Consider the following 16,115-nt stretch of genomic DNA (forward strand, 5'->3'; position numbering starts at 1 on the left):
TTCAGACCTGGTTGGCGGGAAGTTCGGGGGCGGCCTTGACCAGCGGCGCCTCTTCGGGCGCGGCCAGCCGGAAGTAGTCTTCCGTGTTCAGCAGGATGGAGGCGTCCAGGCGGCCGGCGTTGAACACGATTTCCTCATGCCGGTGGCGCAGGCTGGGATCGACGAGCAGGTGCAGCTCGGGATTGAAGCTGAAGGGCGGGATGGCGCCGATCTCGCAGCCGGTCAGTTCGCGCGCCAGGTCCTGCGAGGCGAGCGAGGCCTTCTTGCCGCCGGCGGCGCGGGCGATGGCGGCGAGGTCGGCCTGGCGGTCGGCCGGAAAAACGGCCAGCACGTTCCTGCGCTGGTTCGACGACAGCTTCACGCGGCAGACCAGCGCTTTGGCGCCCTGGCTGACGGCGGTGCCGCGGATGGCGGCCACTTCGACCGAGCGGCCGGCGGCGGGGTGTTCGATCAGGCGGTAGCGGGCCTGGTGGCTGGCCAGCAGGGCCTGCAGGCGTTCAAAGACTTCCATGGCGGCGTGGGCGAAAGAGGATCCTGGTCCGCATGATACGCCGCGCGGGACGGGAGGCTAGATGTCGCCGGTGAAGGCGTAGCCCCATCCCCACACGGTGCGGATCGGCAGTTCCACGTTCACGTCCTGGGCCTTGCGCCGCAGCCGGCTCACGACCACGTCGGTGCGGCGCATGGATTCGCGTCCGCCCTGGGCCTCCAGCCCGGGCGCATCGGCGCGCGGCAGGCGCTTGTCGGCGGTGGCGGTCAGCTTGAGCAGGAATTCGCGTTCGGCCTGGGTCAGCGACAGCCGCGTGCCCTGCGGGCTGACCAGGGTCCAGGCGGCGTCGAGGAACTGCCACTTGCCGCCGCCGCTGGGCGCCTGCGCCGACGGCTGCGGCTCGGACTCGGCGGGCTTGCGCCGGCCCGCCGCCGGCACGCGGCGCACCAGCGCCTGCAGCGCGGCCACGATTTCCGGCGTGTCCACGGAGGCCGGAAAACAGACGTCCGCGCCGCAATGCAGGCCCAGGATGCGGTTTTCGGGGGAGTCGAAGCTGGAGATGGCGACGATGCCGGCGGCGGTGTCCATGGCGCGCAGGCCCGCCACCGCCATGCAGAGATCGGAAAGCTCGGCCTCCATTACCAGCAGGGGCGCGCGGCGGGCCTGGAACAGGCGGAACAGGCCGTTGGAGTCGTGGCACTGGCGCGGCGAGAAGCCCATTCCGGCCAGTGCGCCGCTACGGCGCTTGCATTGACCGGCATCGGGGGAGAAGACGATCAAATCGAGTAAGTCATTCATGAATCGTTGTTATCTTTGCAGCATAAGCCTCTGCATGATGCAACGAACCCTGCGGTTTCCTAAACCTTGCACAACGCCACTTTCAGCCCCGAATTCTCGGCCAAGCGCGTTTGCCGCACCGTTGTGGTGCGCGCCGGCCCTCAGGGCGGGGGCGCCTCGTTCCACCAGCCGCCGCCCAGCGCCTGCAACAGCGCGGCGGTGTCGGCGTAGCGCGCCGCGTCGGCCGCGCTGCGCGCGATGCGCGTCTCAAGCAGCTGGCGCTGGCTGTCGAGCAGGCTCAGGTGGCTGATGCCGCCGGCGCGATAGCGGCCCTGCGCGATGCGCTCGGCCTCGGCGGCGCGCCGCCAGGCCTCGTCCTGGGCCTGGAAGGCCGCGCCGTCGGTCTGCACGGCGCGCAGGGCGTCGGCGACCTGGCGCAAGCCGTCCAGCACGGTCTGGCGATAGCCCGCGGCCGCGGCGTCGTATGCCGCCTGCGCGGCGCGCTGGCGGGCGCGCAGCTCGCCGCCGTGAAACAGCGGCTGGGCCAGGCCCAGTCCCAGGTTCCACACATTGACCCCGTCGGACAGGTCGCCGGCGCGGGTGCGCTGCGAGCCGAAGCTGGCGGTCAGCGTGAACTGCGGGTATAGGTTGGCGGTGGCCACGCCCACGTCGGCCGAGGCCCGGTGCCACAGCGCTTCGGCGGCCAGGATGTCGGGGCGCTGCCGCACCAGCGCCGACGGCACCCCGGTGGGCACGTCCGGCGGCAGCGTCAGGTCGGCGAGCCGCAGGGGCGGCGCGCTCAGGGCGGCGGGCGGCTGGCCCAGGTAGGCCGCCAGCTGGTGCGTGGCCTGCGACAACTGGTACTGCAGCGGCGCCAGCGTGGCCCGCGTCTGCGCCACCAGCAGCTCCTGGTTGCTGAGGTCGGCCTGCGATATGCCGCCGGCGTCCAGGCGCTGGCGCATGATGTCGCGCTGGCGGGACTGGGCCGCCAGCAGTTCGCGCGTGGCCTGCAGCCGTTCGCCCAGGTCGGCCTGGCGGATCGCGGCCGTGACCACGTTGGCGGCCAGCGCCATGCGCGCGGCCTGCAATTCGTGGCGCTGGTAGTCCACCTGCGCGCCCAGGCCTTCGAGCGCGCGCCGGTTGCCGCCGAACAGGTCCAGCGTGTAGGACACGTCGATGGAGGCGTTGTAGAGCGTGAACGGGGCCGGCGGCTCGGCCACCGGCACGCCGAAGGCCGAGGGGTCCACCTTCTGGCGCGCGGCCGACAGGTTGGCGTCGGCAGAGGGCAGCAGGCGCCCGCCGATCTCGGCGTTCAGCTCCTCGCCGGCCTGGCGCAGCCGGGCGCGGGCCTGCGCCAGCGTGGGGCTGGCCTCCAGCGCCTGGCGCACCAGCGCGTCCAGCGCCTCGGAGCGGAACAGGCGCCACCATTGGGCCGGAATGTCGGCGCCGGCCACCAGCCGCTGGCCCGCGTCGGCCGCCGTGGCGTCGGCCGTAGTCGGAAGATAGGCGTCGACCTGCGGGGATGCGGGGGCCTGGAAGTCAGGTCCCACGGTACAGCCGGCGAGCAGCGCGCCCAGGGCGAGCGCGGCCAGGCGCCGCGGCGCGGCGGGGGAAGGACAGGGCGTGGACGGACGGCGGAGCATGTCGGTTCAATCCAGGGTGCGGCGGTAGAACTTCACGGCGGCGGCCATGACGATCACGGTGAACAGCAGCAGCGGCCAGATGCTGGGCCAGAGGTCCCACCAGCCGTTGCCCTTGAGCAGAATGCCGCGGATCAGCCGGTTGAAATGCGTCAGCGGCAGCAGGTTGCCCAGGTATTGCGCCCAGACCGGCATGCCCTGGAACGGGAACATGAAGCCCGACAGCAGGATGTTCGGCAGGAAATAGAACATGGTCAGCTGCATGGCCTGCAGCTGGTTGCGCGCCAGCGACGACAGCGTGATGCCGACGGTCAGGTTGGCGGCGATGAAAAGCAGCGAGGCCAGGTAGACGCTGACGAGCGAACCCTGGAACGGCACGTGGAACACGAAGCGCGCCGCCAGCAGGATGATGCTGGCCTGGATCAGGCCGATGGCGATGTAGGGCACGATCTTGCCCGTCATCACTTCCAGCGGACGCACCGGCATGGCCAGCAGGTTCTCCATCGTGCCGCGCTCGCGTTCGCGCGTCATGGCCAGGCCGGTCATCATCACCAGCGTCATGGTCAGGATCACGCCCATCAGCCCCGGTACGGTGTTGTACTGCGAGATCTGCTCCTCGTTGTACAGCCGGTGCACGCGCACCTCGAAGGGCGGCTGGCCGCCGGCCAGCGGCGCCAGCGCGCCGGTCAGGTCTTTTTCCGCCACCGCCTGCGTCAGCTGGGTGGCCGCGCCGATGGCCAGGCCGGTCGCCATCGGGTCGGTGGCGTCGGCCTCGATCAGCAGCGCCGGACGTTCGCCGCGCAGCAGGCGGCGGCTGAAGTCGGGCGGGATGGTCAGCACGAACAGCACGCGGCCCTGGGCCAGCGCGGCGCGCCCGGCTTCCTCGTCCTTCAGCTCCTCGGTGATGCGGAAGTAGTCGGACGCCTTCATCGCCGCCACGAAGCTGCGCGTGAACGGGCTGTGGTCGGCGGCGATCACGGCGGTGGGCATCTGCTTGGGATCGGTGTTGATGGCGTAGCCGAACAGCGCCAGCTGCATGATGGGCATGCCCACGATCATGCCGAAGGTGATGCGGTCGCGGCGCAGCTGCAGGAACTCCTTGAGCACCATGCTCCACCAGCGCGACCAGGAAAAGCCTTGCAGGCGTGGACTCATGGCGGGCTCGCGTAGTTGTCGGTGGAACGCTTCATCAGGTAGATGAAGACGTCCTCCAGGCTGGTGTCGATGCGTTCCAGTTCAAGCGCCTGGCCGGCGACGGCGTCCCGCAGCGTGCGCTCCAGCAGCGCGGCGTCGCGGCCGCTGATGTGCAGCGCCGAGCCGAAGGCCACCGTCTGGTCCACGCCCGGCGCGTCGCGCAGGCGCTGCGCCAGCGGCACTAGGTTGTGCCCGCGGATGGCCCAGGTGGTCAGGCCCTGCTCGGCGATCACCTCGTCGGCCGTGCCCTGCGTCAGCAGCCGGCCGTAGGACAGGTAGGCCAGCTTGTGGCAGCGTTCGGCCTCGTCCATGTAGTGCGTGCTGACCAGCACCGAAATGCCGCGCGCGGCGAGTTCGTGCAGCTGCTCCCAGAAGTCGCGCCGCGCCGTGGGATCGACGCCGGCGGTGGGTTCGTCCAGCAGCAGCAGGCGCGGCTCGTGCAGCAGGCAGGCGGCCAGCGCCAGCCGCTGCTTCCATCCGCCCGACAGCGAGCCGGTCAGCTGCCGCGCGCGGCTTTGCAGGCCCAGGCTTTCCAGCGCCCGTTCCACGGTTTCGCGGCGCGCCGGCATGCCGTACATGCGGGCCACGAAATCGAGGTTCTCGCGGATGCTCAGGTCGTCCCAGAACGAGAACTTCTGCGTCATGTAGCCGACGTGGCGCTTGATCTGCTCGCTGTCGCGCAGGATGTCGTAGCCCATGCAGGTGCCGCTGCCCGAGTCCGGCGTCAACAGCCCGCACATGAGCCGGATGCAGGTGGTCTTGCCGCTGCCGTTGGGACCCAGGAAGCCGAAGATCTCGCCCTCGCGCACCTGCAGCGAAACGTCGTCGACCACCTGCTTGTCGCCGAAACGCTTGTTCAGGCCCCGCACGTCGATGACGTAGGGGCGGGCGGCGTTTTGCCGGGCGGGCGCCGCGCTCATTGCAGCGCCGCCTCCAGCGGCTGGCCGGGATGCAGCCGCGCAGCGGCCTCGGGCGCGGGCCGGGCCTGGATCATGTAGACCAGCTTGCTGCGGCTTTCGCGGCTGTAGATCACGGGCGGCGTGTATTCGGCCTGGGTCGAGATGTAGTCGATGCGTACCGGGATGGGGTCGCCGCAGCCGTCGCAGCGCACCATGAGCTGCTGGCCCAGTTTCAACCCGCCCAGCGCCGACTGCGGGACGTACAGACGCACCTTGATGTTGCCCGGCGGCAGCAGGCTGACCACGGGGCTTCCGGCCGGCACCCATTCGCCCACGCGGTACAGGGTGTCGAACACCAGCCCGGCGGCGGGCGCGGCCTGGCGTTTCTGCGCCAGCGTCCAGTCCGCCTGCGCCAGGGCCGCGCGGGCCGCTTCCACGTCGGCGGCCTGCGCCGCGCGCTGCTCGTCGCGTCCGGGCAGGGCGGCCACGTCCAGCTGCGCCTTGAGTTCGCGCACGCGGGCGGCGTCGGCGCGCGCCCGTTCGCGGCTTTCGTCCAGCTGCGCGCGCGCGATGCCGCCGATGCGCAGCTGCTCGGTGTCGCGCCGCAGCTGCGCGGCCGAACGCTGGCTGGCCGCCTCGGCCTGCGCCAGCTGCGCCCGGGTGACGTCGACTTCGGCCGGGCGCTTGCCGGTGGCGGTGTCGGCCAACTGGGCCGAGGCCGCGGCCAGCTGGGCGCTGGCCTGCTCGCGCGCGGCGGTTTCGCGCCCGGCTTCGAGCGCGAACAAGGGCGCGCCGGCGGCGACCTGCTGGCCGCGGCGCACCGGCAGGTCGGCCAGCCGCCCGGGCTCGGACGAGGCCACGTAGACGTACTCGCCTTCCGCATAACCCTGGAAGAACGGCTGCTCGTCTTTGCCGCAGCCGGCCAGCAGCAGGGCCAGCGCCGCGGCGGCGGGCAGGGGGCGGCGCAAGGCGGTGGAAATGCGCATGGTCAGCATCCTGTAGAGGCCTGGGAAGGGGCGGCCGGCGAGAACAGGCCGCCCGTCAGCATGGCGATGGCGTGGGCCGCGATCGCTTCGGTGTCCAGGGCCTGGGCCTGCGGGTCGCCTTGCCACACGCGCCGCCACAGGTTGGACGTGGCCAGGGGCAGCAGGGTCAGGCCGAGCAGCGAAAGAAACACCAGCCGCGGCTCCACGCCCGGCGTGATGGCGCCCTGGCGGTGGCAGTCGGCGATCAGGGCGGCGAAGGCGTGCAGGCGGTCGGCGGGCAGATGGCGCAGCACGCGTTCGCGCAGCTGGCCGCCTTCGTTGACCACTTCGTGCAGCCACAGCGCCGGCAGCCAGGGGCGTTCGGCCGCGCTGCGCACCACGCGGCCGACGATCTCGGCGATGAAGGCCCGCACCGTGGCGGCCGGGTCCGCGGGCGGCTCCTGCGCCTCGCCGGCGGCTACCGGCACCGGCGCCCAGACATAGGCGATGACGGGCACGAGCCGTTCCTGCACCACGGCGTCGATCAGCTGGTCGCGGCTTTTGAAGTAGTAATGCACCATGGCCGGCGTGACGCCGGCCAGCTGCGCGATGTGGGCGATGGTGGTCGCGGCCACGCCGCTCGCGGCGAACCGTTGGGTGGCGAGGTCGAGCAGCCGGGCGCGCATTGCGGCGCTGTCGGGGCGCGGCGGACGGCCGGGGCGGCGGGGCGTGGCAGGCGGTGGGGAGTTCATGGCCGATATCTTAATTAAATTATTAATTAATTAAAAGGGGGGCGGCCGCCAGGGTTACCGTTCTGGGCTTCGGACAACGATGGTGTAATGGGACGACCCCCATGCCGCCGCGCTGGCGGCTTTACGCAGGAGACCCGACCGCCATGCCGCAATCGTCCTCCATCAACCGCCGCATCGTGCTGGCCTCTCGTCCGCAGGGCGAGCCCGGCGACGGCGATTTCCGCCTGGAAACCCGCGAAGTGCCGCAGCCCGGCCCGGGCCAGGTGTTGCTACGCACCGTCTATCTGTCGCTGGACCCCTATATGCGCGGGCGCATGAGCGATGCGCCGTCCTATGCCGAACCCGTCAAGATCGGCGAAGTCATGGTGGGCGGCACGGTGACGCGGGTCCAGGCGTCCAACCATCCCGACTACCGGCCAGGCGACTGGGTGCTGGCGCAATCCGGCTGGCAGGACTACGCCCTGTCGGACGGCGCGGGCCTGCTGCGCCTGGGGCCCGATCCCGAACATCCTTCCTACTCGCTGGGCGTGCTGGGCATGCCGGGCTTCACCGGCTACATGGGGCTGCTCGACATCGGCCAGCCCAAGGCCGGCGAAACCGTGGTGGTGGCCGCGGCCAGCGGCGCGGTGGGCGCGGTGGTCGGGCAGATCGCCAAGATCCACGGCTGCAAGGTCGTGGGCATCGCCGGCGGCGCGGACAAATGCCGCTACGTGGTCGAGGAGCTGGGCTTCGACGATTGCGTGGACCACAAGACGCCGGACCTGCCGGCGCGGCTGGCGCGGGCCGTGCCGCAAGGCATCGACGTGTATTTCGAGAACGTGGGCGGCGCCGTGTTCGACGCCGTGCTGCCCTTGCTCAATCCGCGCGCCCGCGTTCCGGTGTGTGGCCTGATCTCGGCCTACAACGCCACCCGCGCGCCCGACGGGCCCGACCGCCTGGGCCAGCTGATGCGGGTCATCCTCACCAAGCGCCTGAAGGTGCAGGGCTTCATCATCTTCAACGAATACGCCCACCGCTACGGCGAGTTCCGCCAGGCCATGGAAGGCCTGCTGCGCGACGGCCGCATCAAGTACCGGGAGGACGTGGTCGAGGAACTGGAGAACGCGCCGCGCGGCCTGATCGGCCTGCTCAGGGGCGAGAACGCCGGCAAGCGCATCGTGCGCGTCGGCCCGGACGACAACAGGAGCGCACCATGAATATTCTGATCGTGCTGACTTCGCATGACACCCTGGGCGATACCGGCCGCAAGACAGGCTTCTGGCTGGAGGAGTTCGCCGCGCCGTACTACGTATTCGTGGACGGCGGCGCCAAGGTCGCGCTGGCTTCGCCGGCCGGCGGCCAGCCGCCGCTGGACCCCAAGAGCGACGAGCCCGACGCCCAGACCGAGGCCACGCGCCGTTTCCGCCAGGACCCCGATGCCCAGCGCCTGCTGGCCGCGACCCGCCCGCTGGCCGAGGTGCAGGCGGCCGACTACGACGCCGTGTTCTATCCCGGCGGCCACGGCCCGTTGTGGGACCTGGCCGAAGACCCCGCGTCGGTGGCGCTGATCGAGGCCATGCTGGCGGCCGGCAAGCCGGTCTCGGCCGTATGCCACGCGCCGGGCGTGCTGCGCCACGCCAAGACGGCCGATGGCAAGCCGCTGGTGCAGGGACGCCGGCTCACCGGCTTTTCCAATGCGGAAGAGGCCGCCGTGCAACTGACCGAAGTGGTGCCGTTCCTGGTCGAGGACGAACTGAAGAAGCTGGGCGGGCAGTACTCCAGCGGTCCGGACTGGGAGCCGCACGTGGTCGGCGACGGCCTGCTCATCACCGGCCAGAATCCGGCCTCGTCGGTGGGCGTGGCGCAGATGCTGCTGGAGCGGCTGGAGCGCTGATTGCGGCGGGCGCGGCCGCTCATGTGTCAGAATCGCGCCTTTTGCGAAATCCGCGCACGGCGCCAGCCCGTCTTGCGCGCTCCGTTCCAATGCCTTCCGAAGTTCCCGCAACACCCCCGGGCTCCTGCGTCGCCGCGCTGTTTGCCGCCATGCAGGCGCGCGACCCGGCCACCGGCCGTCACAGCGGCCGCGTCGCGGCCTTGAGCGCGGCCCTGGCCCAGGCCCTGGGCCTGCCAGAAAACGAACAGGAAATCGTCGCCATCGCCGCCCGGCTGCATGACCTGGGCAAGATCGGCACGCCCGACCGCGTGCTGTTCTCGCCCAGCCGCCTCGGCCCGGAAGACTGGGCGATCATGAAGGCGCATGCCGCGGCCGGCGCCGACATCATCCTGTGCAGCGCCATCCCGCAACGCGAACAGATCGCGCTGGCGGTACGCCACCACCACGAACATTTCGACGGCTCCGGCTATCCCGCCGGCCTGGCGGGCCACCACATCCCGCTGCATGCGCGCATCATTTCGCTGGCCGATTCCTACGACGCGCTGGGCGACGTGCGCCCCTACCATCCCGCGCGCCCGCACGTGGAAATCATGCGCATCCTGCATCAAGAGGCCGGCGCCAAATGCGACCCGGACCTGCTGCGGGCGTTCGAGCGGATGATCGAGGACAGCCCGTTGCGGGTGCCGTGAGGGGAGGAGCGGGACGTGTTGGATGCGTCGGGTGTGCCGGATGTATCGGATGCGTCGGATGTATCGGATGTATCGGATGTGCCGGATGCATCGGATACGTCGGACGCATCGGATGCGTAGGATGGGTGCAGCGCGAGAGCGCGTGCGCAAAAACTCAACCATCGAACGCGCGTAACCCATCAGCCGGCGCCAGCCGCCATTTTTCTTGGCACGCAAAAATGCCGGCTTGCGCCGGCTGATGGGTTACGCGCGTTTGGCGTTCGAGTTCTGGCCCTAACGGTTGCGCGCTGCACCCATCCTACGCCATCACGCCATCACTGCATCCCACCATCCCACCATCCCCACCTACAACCGGTAATTCGCCGCGACCGTTTCCAGGTCCTGCAGCGTGCGCTGCTGCCAGGCGGCGTCGTGGCCCAGTTCCTCGGCGAGCAGGCGGGCCACTTCGGGGGCGGCCAGCATCGCGGCTTCGCTGTCCAGGAACAGCGCGCGGTTGCGGCGCGCCAGCACGTCTTCGGCGCTGCGCGCCAGTTCGTACCGGGCCGCGTAGCGCACGTGCGCCTCGGACAGGCCGCTGCTCTTGACCAGCATGCGCTCGGCGCCCGGCAGGGCCTTGAGCGCGGCCAGGTCGCTGCCGTAGTAGCTGTCCGGCGTGCCGGCGTGTTCCTGCGACGGCGCCAGGCCGGCGGCGCCGTGCAGCGCCAGGGTCTCGGTGCGGCAGCTGGCCTGGGTCAGCAGCTGGTGCTGGATGGCCGTGTCGACCACGTCCTGCGCCATGCGGCGGTAGGTGGTCCATTTGCCGCCGGTCACGGTGACCAGGCCGGCCTTGGACACCAGGATGGTGTGCTCGCGCGACAGGGATTTGGTGGACGCCTCGCCGGTGGCCTTGACCAGCGGACGCAGGCCCGCCCAGACGCTGGTGACGTCGTCGCGCGTGGGCTTGCGGCTGAGGTAGCGCGCCGCCGTGCCGAGGATGAAGTCCACGTCCTGGGCGCCGGCCTGCGGGTCCAGCGGCAGGTCGTTGCGCGGCGTGTCGGTGGTGCCGACGATGGTGTGGCCGTTCCAGGGCACGACAAACAGCACGCGGCCGTCGTCGGTCTTGGGAATCAGGATGGCGCGGTCGCCCGGCAGGAAGTCGCGCGGCAGAGTCAGGTGCACGCCCTGGCTGGGCGCGACCATGGTCTGCGCGTTCTTGTCTTCCATGCGCCGCACCGCGTCCACCCAGACGCCGGTGGCGTTGATCACGCAGCGTGCGCGCAGCGTGAAGCTGGCTCCGCCCAGGACGTCCTGCGCGGTCACGCCGTCGACCTTGCCGCCGGTCATGGTCAGGCCGGTGGCGCGCACGTAGTTCACCGCCGTGCCGCCCAGGTCGAACAGCGTGCGCATCAGGCTGACGGCCAGGCGCGCGTCGTCGAACTGGCCGTCGTAGTACAGCACGCCGCCGCGCAGCTTGCGGCCATTGACGGCCTCGGCCAGGGTCGGCGCGTTGGCCAGCGTGTCGCGGCGCGACAGCCAGCGGCTGGGCGACAGGTTGAGCTTGCCGGCCAGCATGTCGTACATCTTCAGGCCGACGCCGTAGAAGGGCTGGTCCAGCAGGTTGTAGGCGGGCACGACGAAGCCCAGCGGCCACACCAGGTGCGGCGCGTTGCGGTTGAGCAGCCCGCGTTCGTGCAGGGCCTCGCGCACCAGGCTGACATTGCCTTGCGCCAGGTAGCGCACGCCGCCGTGCACCAGCTTGGTGGCCTTGCTGGAGGTGCCCTTGGCGAAGTCGGCGCCTTCGATCAGCAGCGTGCGGTAGCCGCGCGAGGCGGCGTCCACCGCGGTGCCCAGGCCGGTGGCGCCGCCGCCGATGACGATCACGTCCCAGGAATGCGTGTTGTCCAGCGTGGCCAGGAGGCGGTTGCGGTCGGGCGGGGCGACGGGGGCGAGGGGAGCGTTCATGGATGTCAAGGTGTTTGCTTCAGGGTATTGGGCGCCGCGGCGACGTCGCAGCGCACGCCGGCGTCCAGCAGGACCTGCGCCAGCGGCTCCTGCGGATGCGCGTCGGTGAAAAACCGGTCTATCTGCGAGATGTGCGCCAGCTCCACCATGGCCTGGCGCTTGAATTTGCTGCTGTCGGCGGCCAGCCAGACTTCGCGCGACTGTTCGATGATGGTGCGCGCCACCCGCACTTCGCGGAAGTCGTAGTCGCGCAGCGTGCCGTCGGCCTCGATGCCCGAAATCCCGATCAGTCCGATATCCACCTTGAACTGGCGGATGAAGTCCATGGTCGCCTCGCCCACGATGCCGCGGTCGCGCGAACGCACCACGCCGCCGGCCACGATGACTTCGCAGTCGGGGTTGTCCGACAGGATGTCGGCCACGTGCAGGTTGTTGGTGATCACGCGCAGGCCGCGATGGCGCAGCAGCGCGCGGGCGATGGCCTCGGTGGTGGTGCCGATGTTCAGGATCAGCGAGCAGCCGTCCGGCACGGCGCGCGCCACCGCCTCGGCGATGCGCTGCTTGCCGGCGGCGTGCAGGCCCTGGCGCTTGCGGTAGGCGATGTTCTCGATGGTGGAGGCCTCGATGCGCACGCCGCCGTGAAAGCGCGACAGCAGGCCGGCTTCCGAAAGAATATTGACGTCGCGCCGCACCGTCTGCAGCGTGACGTCGAAGCGTTTGGCGAGCTCTTCGATCGAGGCGGAGCCCTGGGCTCGCACCATTTCGATCAGGGCGCTCTGGCGGGGATTCAGTGTCATGTTCGTATAATAAAACAACAAAAGCGAAAAATAATGACGCACCGCAAGATTGTTTTTTGTTCGCTTCTTGAGTAAAACGCACAAAAAACGAAAGCTATCTGAAAGAGTATGCTCATCCTGTCGTCCGCCAGGCGCAGGCCGGGCCGCTGTACCGAATACTGAAGTCCGCGTTGCAATAAAACAGGGACGTATTAGTAGGTAGAGGAGATCAGATGCAGCTGAACCTGGACAGGGTAAGTTTGCGGGCGGGCTCGCAGACCCACCTGTATCCCATGAGCCTCGCGCCGGTCGAGGGGGCAATGACGGTGCTGCTGGGGGCGACCCTGGCGGGCAAGACTACGCTGATGCGCATCATGGCCGGGCTGGACCGGCCCACCGAGGGCCGCGTGCTGGCCGACGGCGCCGACGTCACCGGCGTGCCGGTGCGCCAGCGCAACGTCGCCATGGTGTACCAGCAGTTCATCAACTACCCGTCCATGTCGGTCTACGACAACATCGCCTCGCCGCTCAAGCTGCGCGGCGCCGGCGACATCGGCGCCAAGGTCCGCGCCATGGCGGCCCGCCTGCACATCGACCACCTGCTGGAACGCTACCCGTCGGAACTGTCGGGCGGGCAGCAGCAGCGCGTGGCGCTGGCGCGCGCGCTGGCCAAGGACGCGCCGCTGATCCTGCTGGACGAGCCGCTGGTCAACCTGGACTACAAGCTGCGCGAGGAATTGCGCGACGAACTGTCGGAATTGTTCGCCGAAGGCCGTTCCACCGTCGTCTACGCCACCACCGAACCGGGCGAGGCCCTGTTGCTGGGCGGCCACACCGCGGTGCTGGACGCCGGCGAGCTGCTGCAATACGGGCCGACCGTCGACGTCTTCCACCGGCCCAATTCCCTGCGGGTGGCGCGCGCCTTCAGCGATCCCCCCATGAACCTGTTCCCGGCGCGCCGCACGGCGTCGGGCTTTACCCTGCAAGGCGAGATGGAAGTGGCGCGCGCGCTGCCCCCGGAAGCCGCCGGCGAACTCACCGCCGGCCTGCGCGCCGGCGCGCTGGACGTGGAGCCGCGCCCCGGGCACATCCGCCTGCCGGGCGTGGTGAAGCTGGCCGAGATTTCCGGCTCCGACACGTTCGTGCACGCCGAGACCGCGGCCGGCGACGTGGTGGCGCAACTGCCCGGCGTGCACCGCTACACGCTGGAGCAGCCGGTGCAGCTTTACTTCGACCCCGCCCAGACCTATGCCTTCGGCGCCGACGGCGCCTTGCTGGCCGCGCCGCGCCAGCCGGCCGGCGCGGGGGAGGCGGCCTGATGGCGCAGATCGAGCTGGACCTCTCCCATTCCTACGTCGCGGACCCCAGGACGGATGACGATTACGCGCTGCTGCCGCTGAAGTTCACCTTCCAGGACGGCGGCGCCTACGCCTTGCTGGGGCCGTCCGGCTGCGGCAAGACCACGCTGCTGAACTGCGTCTCGGGGCTGCTGCGGCCCTCGCACGGGCGCATTCTGTTCGACGGCCAGGACGTCACCGGCCGCACGCCGCAGGCGCGCAACATCGCCCAGGTCTTCCAGTTTCCGGTGGTCTACGACACCATGACCGTGGCCGAGAACCTGGCGTTTCCGCTGCGCAACCGCGGCATGCCGGCCGAACGCGTGCGCGAGCGGGTGGGGCGCATCGCCGAGATGCTGGACATGTCCGCGGTGCTGGACCGCCGCGCCAGCGGCCTGACCGCCGACGCCAAGCAGAAGATCTCGCTGGGCCGCGGGCTGGTGCGCAGCGACGTGTCGGCCATCCTGTTCGACGAGCCGCTGACCGTGATCGATCCGCAGCTCAAATGGGAGCTGCGCCGCAAGCTCAAGGAAATCCACCGCGAGTTCAAGCTGACCCTGATCTACGTGACCCACGACCAGACCGAGGCGCTGACCTTCGCCGACCATGTCATGGTGATGGCGCGCGGACGCGCCGTGCAGGTGGGCACCGCCGACGATCTGTTCCTGCGCCCGGCGCATACCTTCGTGGGCCATTTCATCGGCTCGCCCGGCATGAATTTCCTGCCCGCGCAATGGCGCGACGGCGCGCTGGAGGTCGGCAGCCGGCGCGTGGCCGGCGTGCCCGAGGCCACGGCGGCGGCGCTGGCCGGCGCCGGGCCGGTCAAGCTGGGCGTGCGCCCGGAATACCTGCGCCTGGCCGAGCCCGAGGCGCCGGGCGCCGTGCCCATGCGCGTCGAGCGCGTGCAGGACGTGGGCACCTACACGCTGCTGGTGGCCGACTACGAGGGCGTCGCGGTGCGCGCGCGCCTGAACGGCGGCGCCATCCCGGCGGCCGGGGACACGGCCTGGCTGGGGGTGCTCAACCCGCACACCTGCTTCTACCGCGACGAGGAGCTGATCCGATGAAACCCATAGATCACCGGGCCTGGCTGCTGGTGCTGCCCGTGGTGCTGTGCGTGGCGTTCTCCGCCATCCTGCCGCTGATGACCATCGTCAACTATTCGGTGCAGGACATCATTTCGCCCGAGCGCCGCGTGTTCGTCGGCACCGAGTGGTACGCCGCCGTGCTGCAGGACGAAGAGCTGCACGGCGCGCTGCTGCGCCAGATCGGCTTTTCGCTGGCGGTGCTGGCCATCGAGATCCCGCTGGGCATCCTGCTGGCGCTGTCCATGCCGGCGACCGGCTGGCGCGCCTCGGCGGTGCTGGTCATCATCGCGCTGTCGCTGCTGATTCCGTGGAACGTGGTGGGCACCATCTGGCAGGTGTTCGGCCGCACCGACATCGGGCTGCTGGGCGCGACGCTGTCATGGCTGGGCGTGGACTACAACTACACCGGCAACGACGCGGACGCCTGGGTCACCGTGCTGGTCATGGACGTCTGGCACTGGACGCCGCTGGTGGCGCTGCTGTGCTATGCGGGCCTGCGCGCGATTCCCGACGCCTACTACCAGGCCGCGCGCATCGACGGGGCCTCGCGCCTGGCGGTGTTCCGCTACATCCAGCTGCCCAAGCTGCGCGGCGTGCTCATGATCGCGGTGCTGCTGCGTTTCATGGACAGCTTCATGATCTACACCGAGCCTTTCGTGCTGACCGGCGGCGGGCCGGGCAACGCCACCACCTTCCTGTCGCAGTACCTGACGCAGAAGGCCGTGGGCCAGTTCGACCTGGGGCCGGCCGCCGCGTTCTCTATCATCTATTTCCTGATCATCCTGCTGCTGTGCTTCATCCTCTACAACTGGATGCAGCGCGCCGGCACCACCGGCGGTTTCGACGAGGAGCGCATCCATGCGTGAGAACAAGAGCTGGTGGCGCGGCGTATTCCTGGCGCTGTATCTCGTGTTCGCCATCCTGCCGCTGTACTGGATGCTGAACATGTCGTTCAAGACCAATACCGAAATCCTGAGCACGCTGACGTTCTGGCCCGAGGATTTCACCCTGGAGCACTACCGCACCATCTTCACCGATCCGGCCTGGTATTCCGGTTACATCAACTCGCTGATCTACGTGGTGATCAACACCGTGATCTCGCTGGCGGTGGCGCTGCCGGCGGCCTATGCGTTCTCGCGCTACCGCTTCATCGGCGACAAGCACGTGTTCTTCTGGCTGCTGACCAACCGCATGACGCCGCCGGCGGTGTTCCTGCTGCCGTTCTTCCAGCTCTACAGCTCGTTCGGGCTGATGGACACCCACCTGGCGGTGGCGCTGGCGCACCTGGTGTTCAACGTGCCGCTGGCGGTGTGGATCCTGGAGGGCTTCATGTCCGGCGTGCCGCGAGAGATCGATGAAACCGCCTATGTCGACGGCTATTCCTTCCCGCGCTTTTTCCTGACAATCTTTCTGCCATTGATCAAGTCCGGCGTGGGCGTGGCGGCGTTTTTCTGCTTCATGTTCAGCTGGGTCGAATTGCTGCTGGCGCGCACGCTCACCTCGGTCAACGCCAAGCCCATCGTAGCCACCATGACCCGCACCGTGTCCGCCTCGGGCATGGATTGGGGCGTGCTGGCCGCCGCCGGGGTGCTGACCATCGTGCCCGGCGGCATCGTGATCTGGTTCGTGCGGCACTACATCGCGAAGGGCTTCGCGATGGGCCGCGTGTAGCGCGCGCAACCCGGAGGCCGACT

The 16,115-nt window shown here is 69.6% G+C and carries 16 protein-coding genes; 7 read left to right on the plus strand and 9 right to left on the minus strand.

The genetic code is table 11. From position 1 onward, the window contains the following. Window position 1 precedes the first annotated feature (1 nt). From AC1IQ6_RS12575 to AC1IQ6_RS12605, 7 genes are all read right to left on the minus strand, one after another. Window positions 2-511, minus strand: coding sequence for a YbaK/prolyl-tRNA synthetase associated domain-containing protein (locus tag AC1IQ6_RS12575; protein WP_479731678.1), 510 nt, complete (start codon window positions 509-511; stop codon window positions 2-4). A 57-nt stretch (window positions 512-568) separates the two neighbouring features. Next, window positions 569-1,288, minus strand: a complete 720-nt coding sequence (locus tag AC1IQ6_RS12580) for a response regulator transcription factor (protein ID WP_102776043.1) — start codon at window positions 1,286-1,288, stop codon at window positions 569-571. Between the two features lie 140 nt (window positions 1,289-1,428). Beyond that, on the minus strand, window positions 1,429-2,910 hold the full coding sequence (locus AC1IQ6_RS12585; protein ID WP_485866439.1) for an efflux transporter outer membrane subunit: 1,482 nt from the start codon (window positions 2,908-2,910) through the stop codon (window positions 1,429-1,431). Between the two features lie 6 nt (window positions 2,911-2,916). Beyond that, on the minus strand, window positions 2,917-4,062 hold the full coding sequence (locus tag AC1IQ6_RS12590) for an ABC transporter permease (protein WP_102776045.1): 1,146 nt from the start codon (window positions 4,060-4,062) through the stop codon (window positions 2,917-2,919). Further along, a complete protein-coding gene (locus AC1IQ6_RS12595; RefSeq protein ID WP_111824986.1) occupies window positions 4,059-5,021 on the minus strand; it encodes an ABC transporter ATP-binding protein in 963 nt (320 codons plus the stop codon). The genes AC1IQ6_RS12590 and AC1IQ6_RS12595 overlap by 4 nt, the downstream gene beginning before the upstream one ends. Then, on the minus strand, window positions 5,018-5,986 hold the full coding sequence (locus AC1IQ6_RS12600) for an HlyD family secretion protein (RefSeq protein ID WP_111824987.1): 969 nt from the start codon (window positions 5,984-5,986) through the stop codon (window positions 5,018-5,020). The genes AC1IQ6_RS12595 and AC1IQ6_RS12600 overlap by 4 nt, the downstream gene beginning before the upstream one ends. Before the next feature lie 2 nt (window positions 5,987-5,988). Next, complete coding sequence (locus tag AC1IQ6_RS12605) at window positions 5,989-6,717, minus strand: TetR/AcrR family transcriptional regulator (RefSeq protein ID WP_485866440.1); 729 nt, start codon at window positions 6,715-6,717, stop codon at window positions 5,989-5,991. Window positions 6,718-6,860: 143 nt separating this feature from the next. On the opposite strand from AC1IQ6_RS12605, the gene AC1IQ6_RS12610 reads away from it, so the two are divergent. The 3 genes from AC1IQ6_RS12610 (at window position 6,861) to AC1IQ6_RS12620 (ending at window position 9,279) form a co-directional block, all read left to right on the plus strand. Next, a complete protein-coding gene (locus tag AC1IQ6_RS12610; protein ID WP_111824988.1) occupies window positions 6,861-7,913 on the plus strand; it encodes an NADP-dependent oxidoreductase in 1,053 nt (350 codons plus the stop codon). Further along, the gene (locus tag AC1IQ6_RS12615; protein ID WP_485866441.1) at window positions 7,910-8,590 is read left to right on the plus strand and encodes a type 1 glutamine amidotransferase domain-containing protein; all 681 of its coding nucleotides are present in this window, start codon (window positions 7,910-7,912) and stop codon (window positions 8,588-8,590) included. The genes AC1IQ6_RS12610 and AC1IQ6_RS12615 overlap by 4 nt, the downstream gene beginning before the upstream one ends. Before the next feature lie 89 nt (window positions 8,591-8,679). Beyond that, window positions 8,680-9,279, plus strand: a complete 600-nt coding sequence (locus AC1IQ6_RS12620) for an HD-GYP domain-containing protein (protein ID WP_102771420.1) — start codon at window positions 8,680-8,682, stop codon at window positions 9,277-9,279. A 345-nt stretch (window positions 9,280-9,624) separates the two neighbouring features. Here the strand turns inward: AC1IQ6_RS12620 and AC1IQ6_RS12625 are convergent, their stop codons facing one another. Then, entirely contained in the window at window positions 9,625-11,220 is a 1,596-nt protein-coding gene (locus AC1IQ6_RS12625; RefSeq protein ID WP_209166403.1) for an FAD-dependent oxidoreductase, read from the minus strand. Between the two features lie 5 nt (window positions 11,221-11,225). Continuing rightward, window positions 11,226-12,017 (minus strand): DeoR/GlpR family DNA-binding transcription regulator, encoded by a 792-nt coding sequence (locus AC1IQ6_RS12630; RefSeq protein WP_013394120.1) that lies wholly within the window; start codon window positions 12,015-12,017, stop codon window positions 11,226-11,228. 212 nt (window positions 12,018-12,229) lie between these two features. Here AC1IQ6_RS12630 and AC1IQ6_RS12635 point away from each other — a divergent pair, with 212 nt between their 5' ends. The 4 genes from AC1IQ6_RS12635 to AC1IQ6_RS12650 are packed head-to-tail and all read left to right on the plus strand — an operon-like array spanning window position 12,230 to window position 16,092. After that, window positions 12,230-13,315, plus strand: coding sequence for an ABC transporter ATP-binding protein (locus AC1IQ6_RS12635; RefSeq protein ID WP_111824993.1), 1,086 nt, complete (start codon window positions 12,230-12,232; stop codon window positions 13,313-13,315). Beyond that, window positions 13,315-14,400 (plus strand): ABC transporter ATP-binding protein, encoded by a 1,086-nt coding sequence (locus AC1IQ6_RS12640; protein ID WP_485866442.1) that lies wholly within the window; start codon window positions 13,315-13,317, stop codon window positions 14,398-14,400. Before AC1IQ6_RS12635 ends, AC1IQ6_RS12640 begins: the two co-directional genes overlap by 1 nt. After that, window positions 14,397-15,287 (plus strand): carbohydrate ABC transporter permease, encoded by an 891-nt coding sequence (locus tag AC1IQ6_RS12645; protein WP_485866443.1) that lies wholly within the window; start codon window positions 14,397-14,399, stop codon window positions 15,285-15,287. The genes AC1IQ6_RS12640 and AC1IQ6_RS12645 overlap by 4 nt, the downstream gene beginning before the upstream one ends. Further along, on the plus strand, window positions 15,280-16,092 hold the full coding sequence (locus tag AC1IQ6_RS12650) for a carbohydrate ABC transporter permease (RefSeq protein ID WP_209166407.1): 813 nt from the start codon (window positions 15,280-15,282) through the stop codon (window positions 16,090-16,092). The genes AC1IQ6_RS12645 and AC1IQ6_RS12650 overlap by 8 nt, the downstream gene beginning before the upstream one ends. The last annotated feature ends 23 nt before the right edge of the window (window positions 16,093-16,115 follow it).

It is taken from the genome of Achromobacter sp. MUI-25009338 (assembly GCF_057359325.1).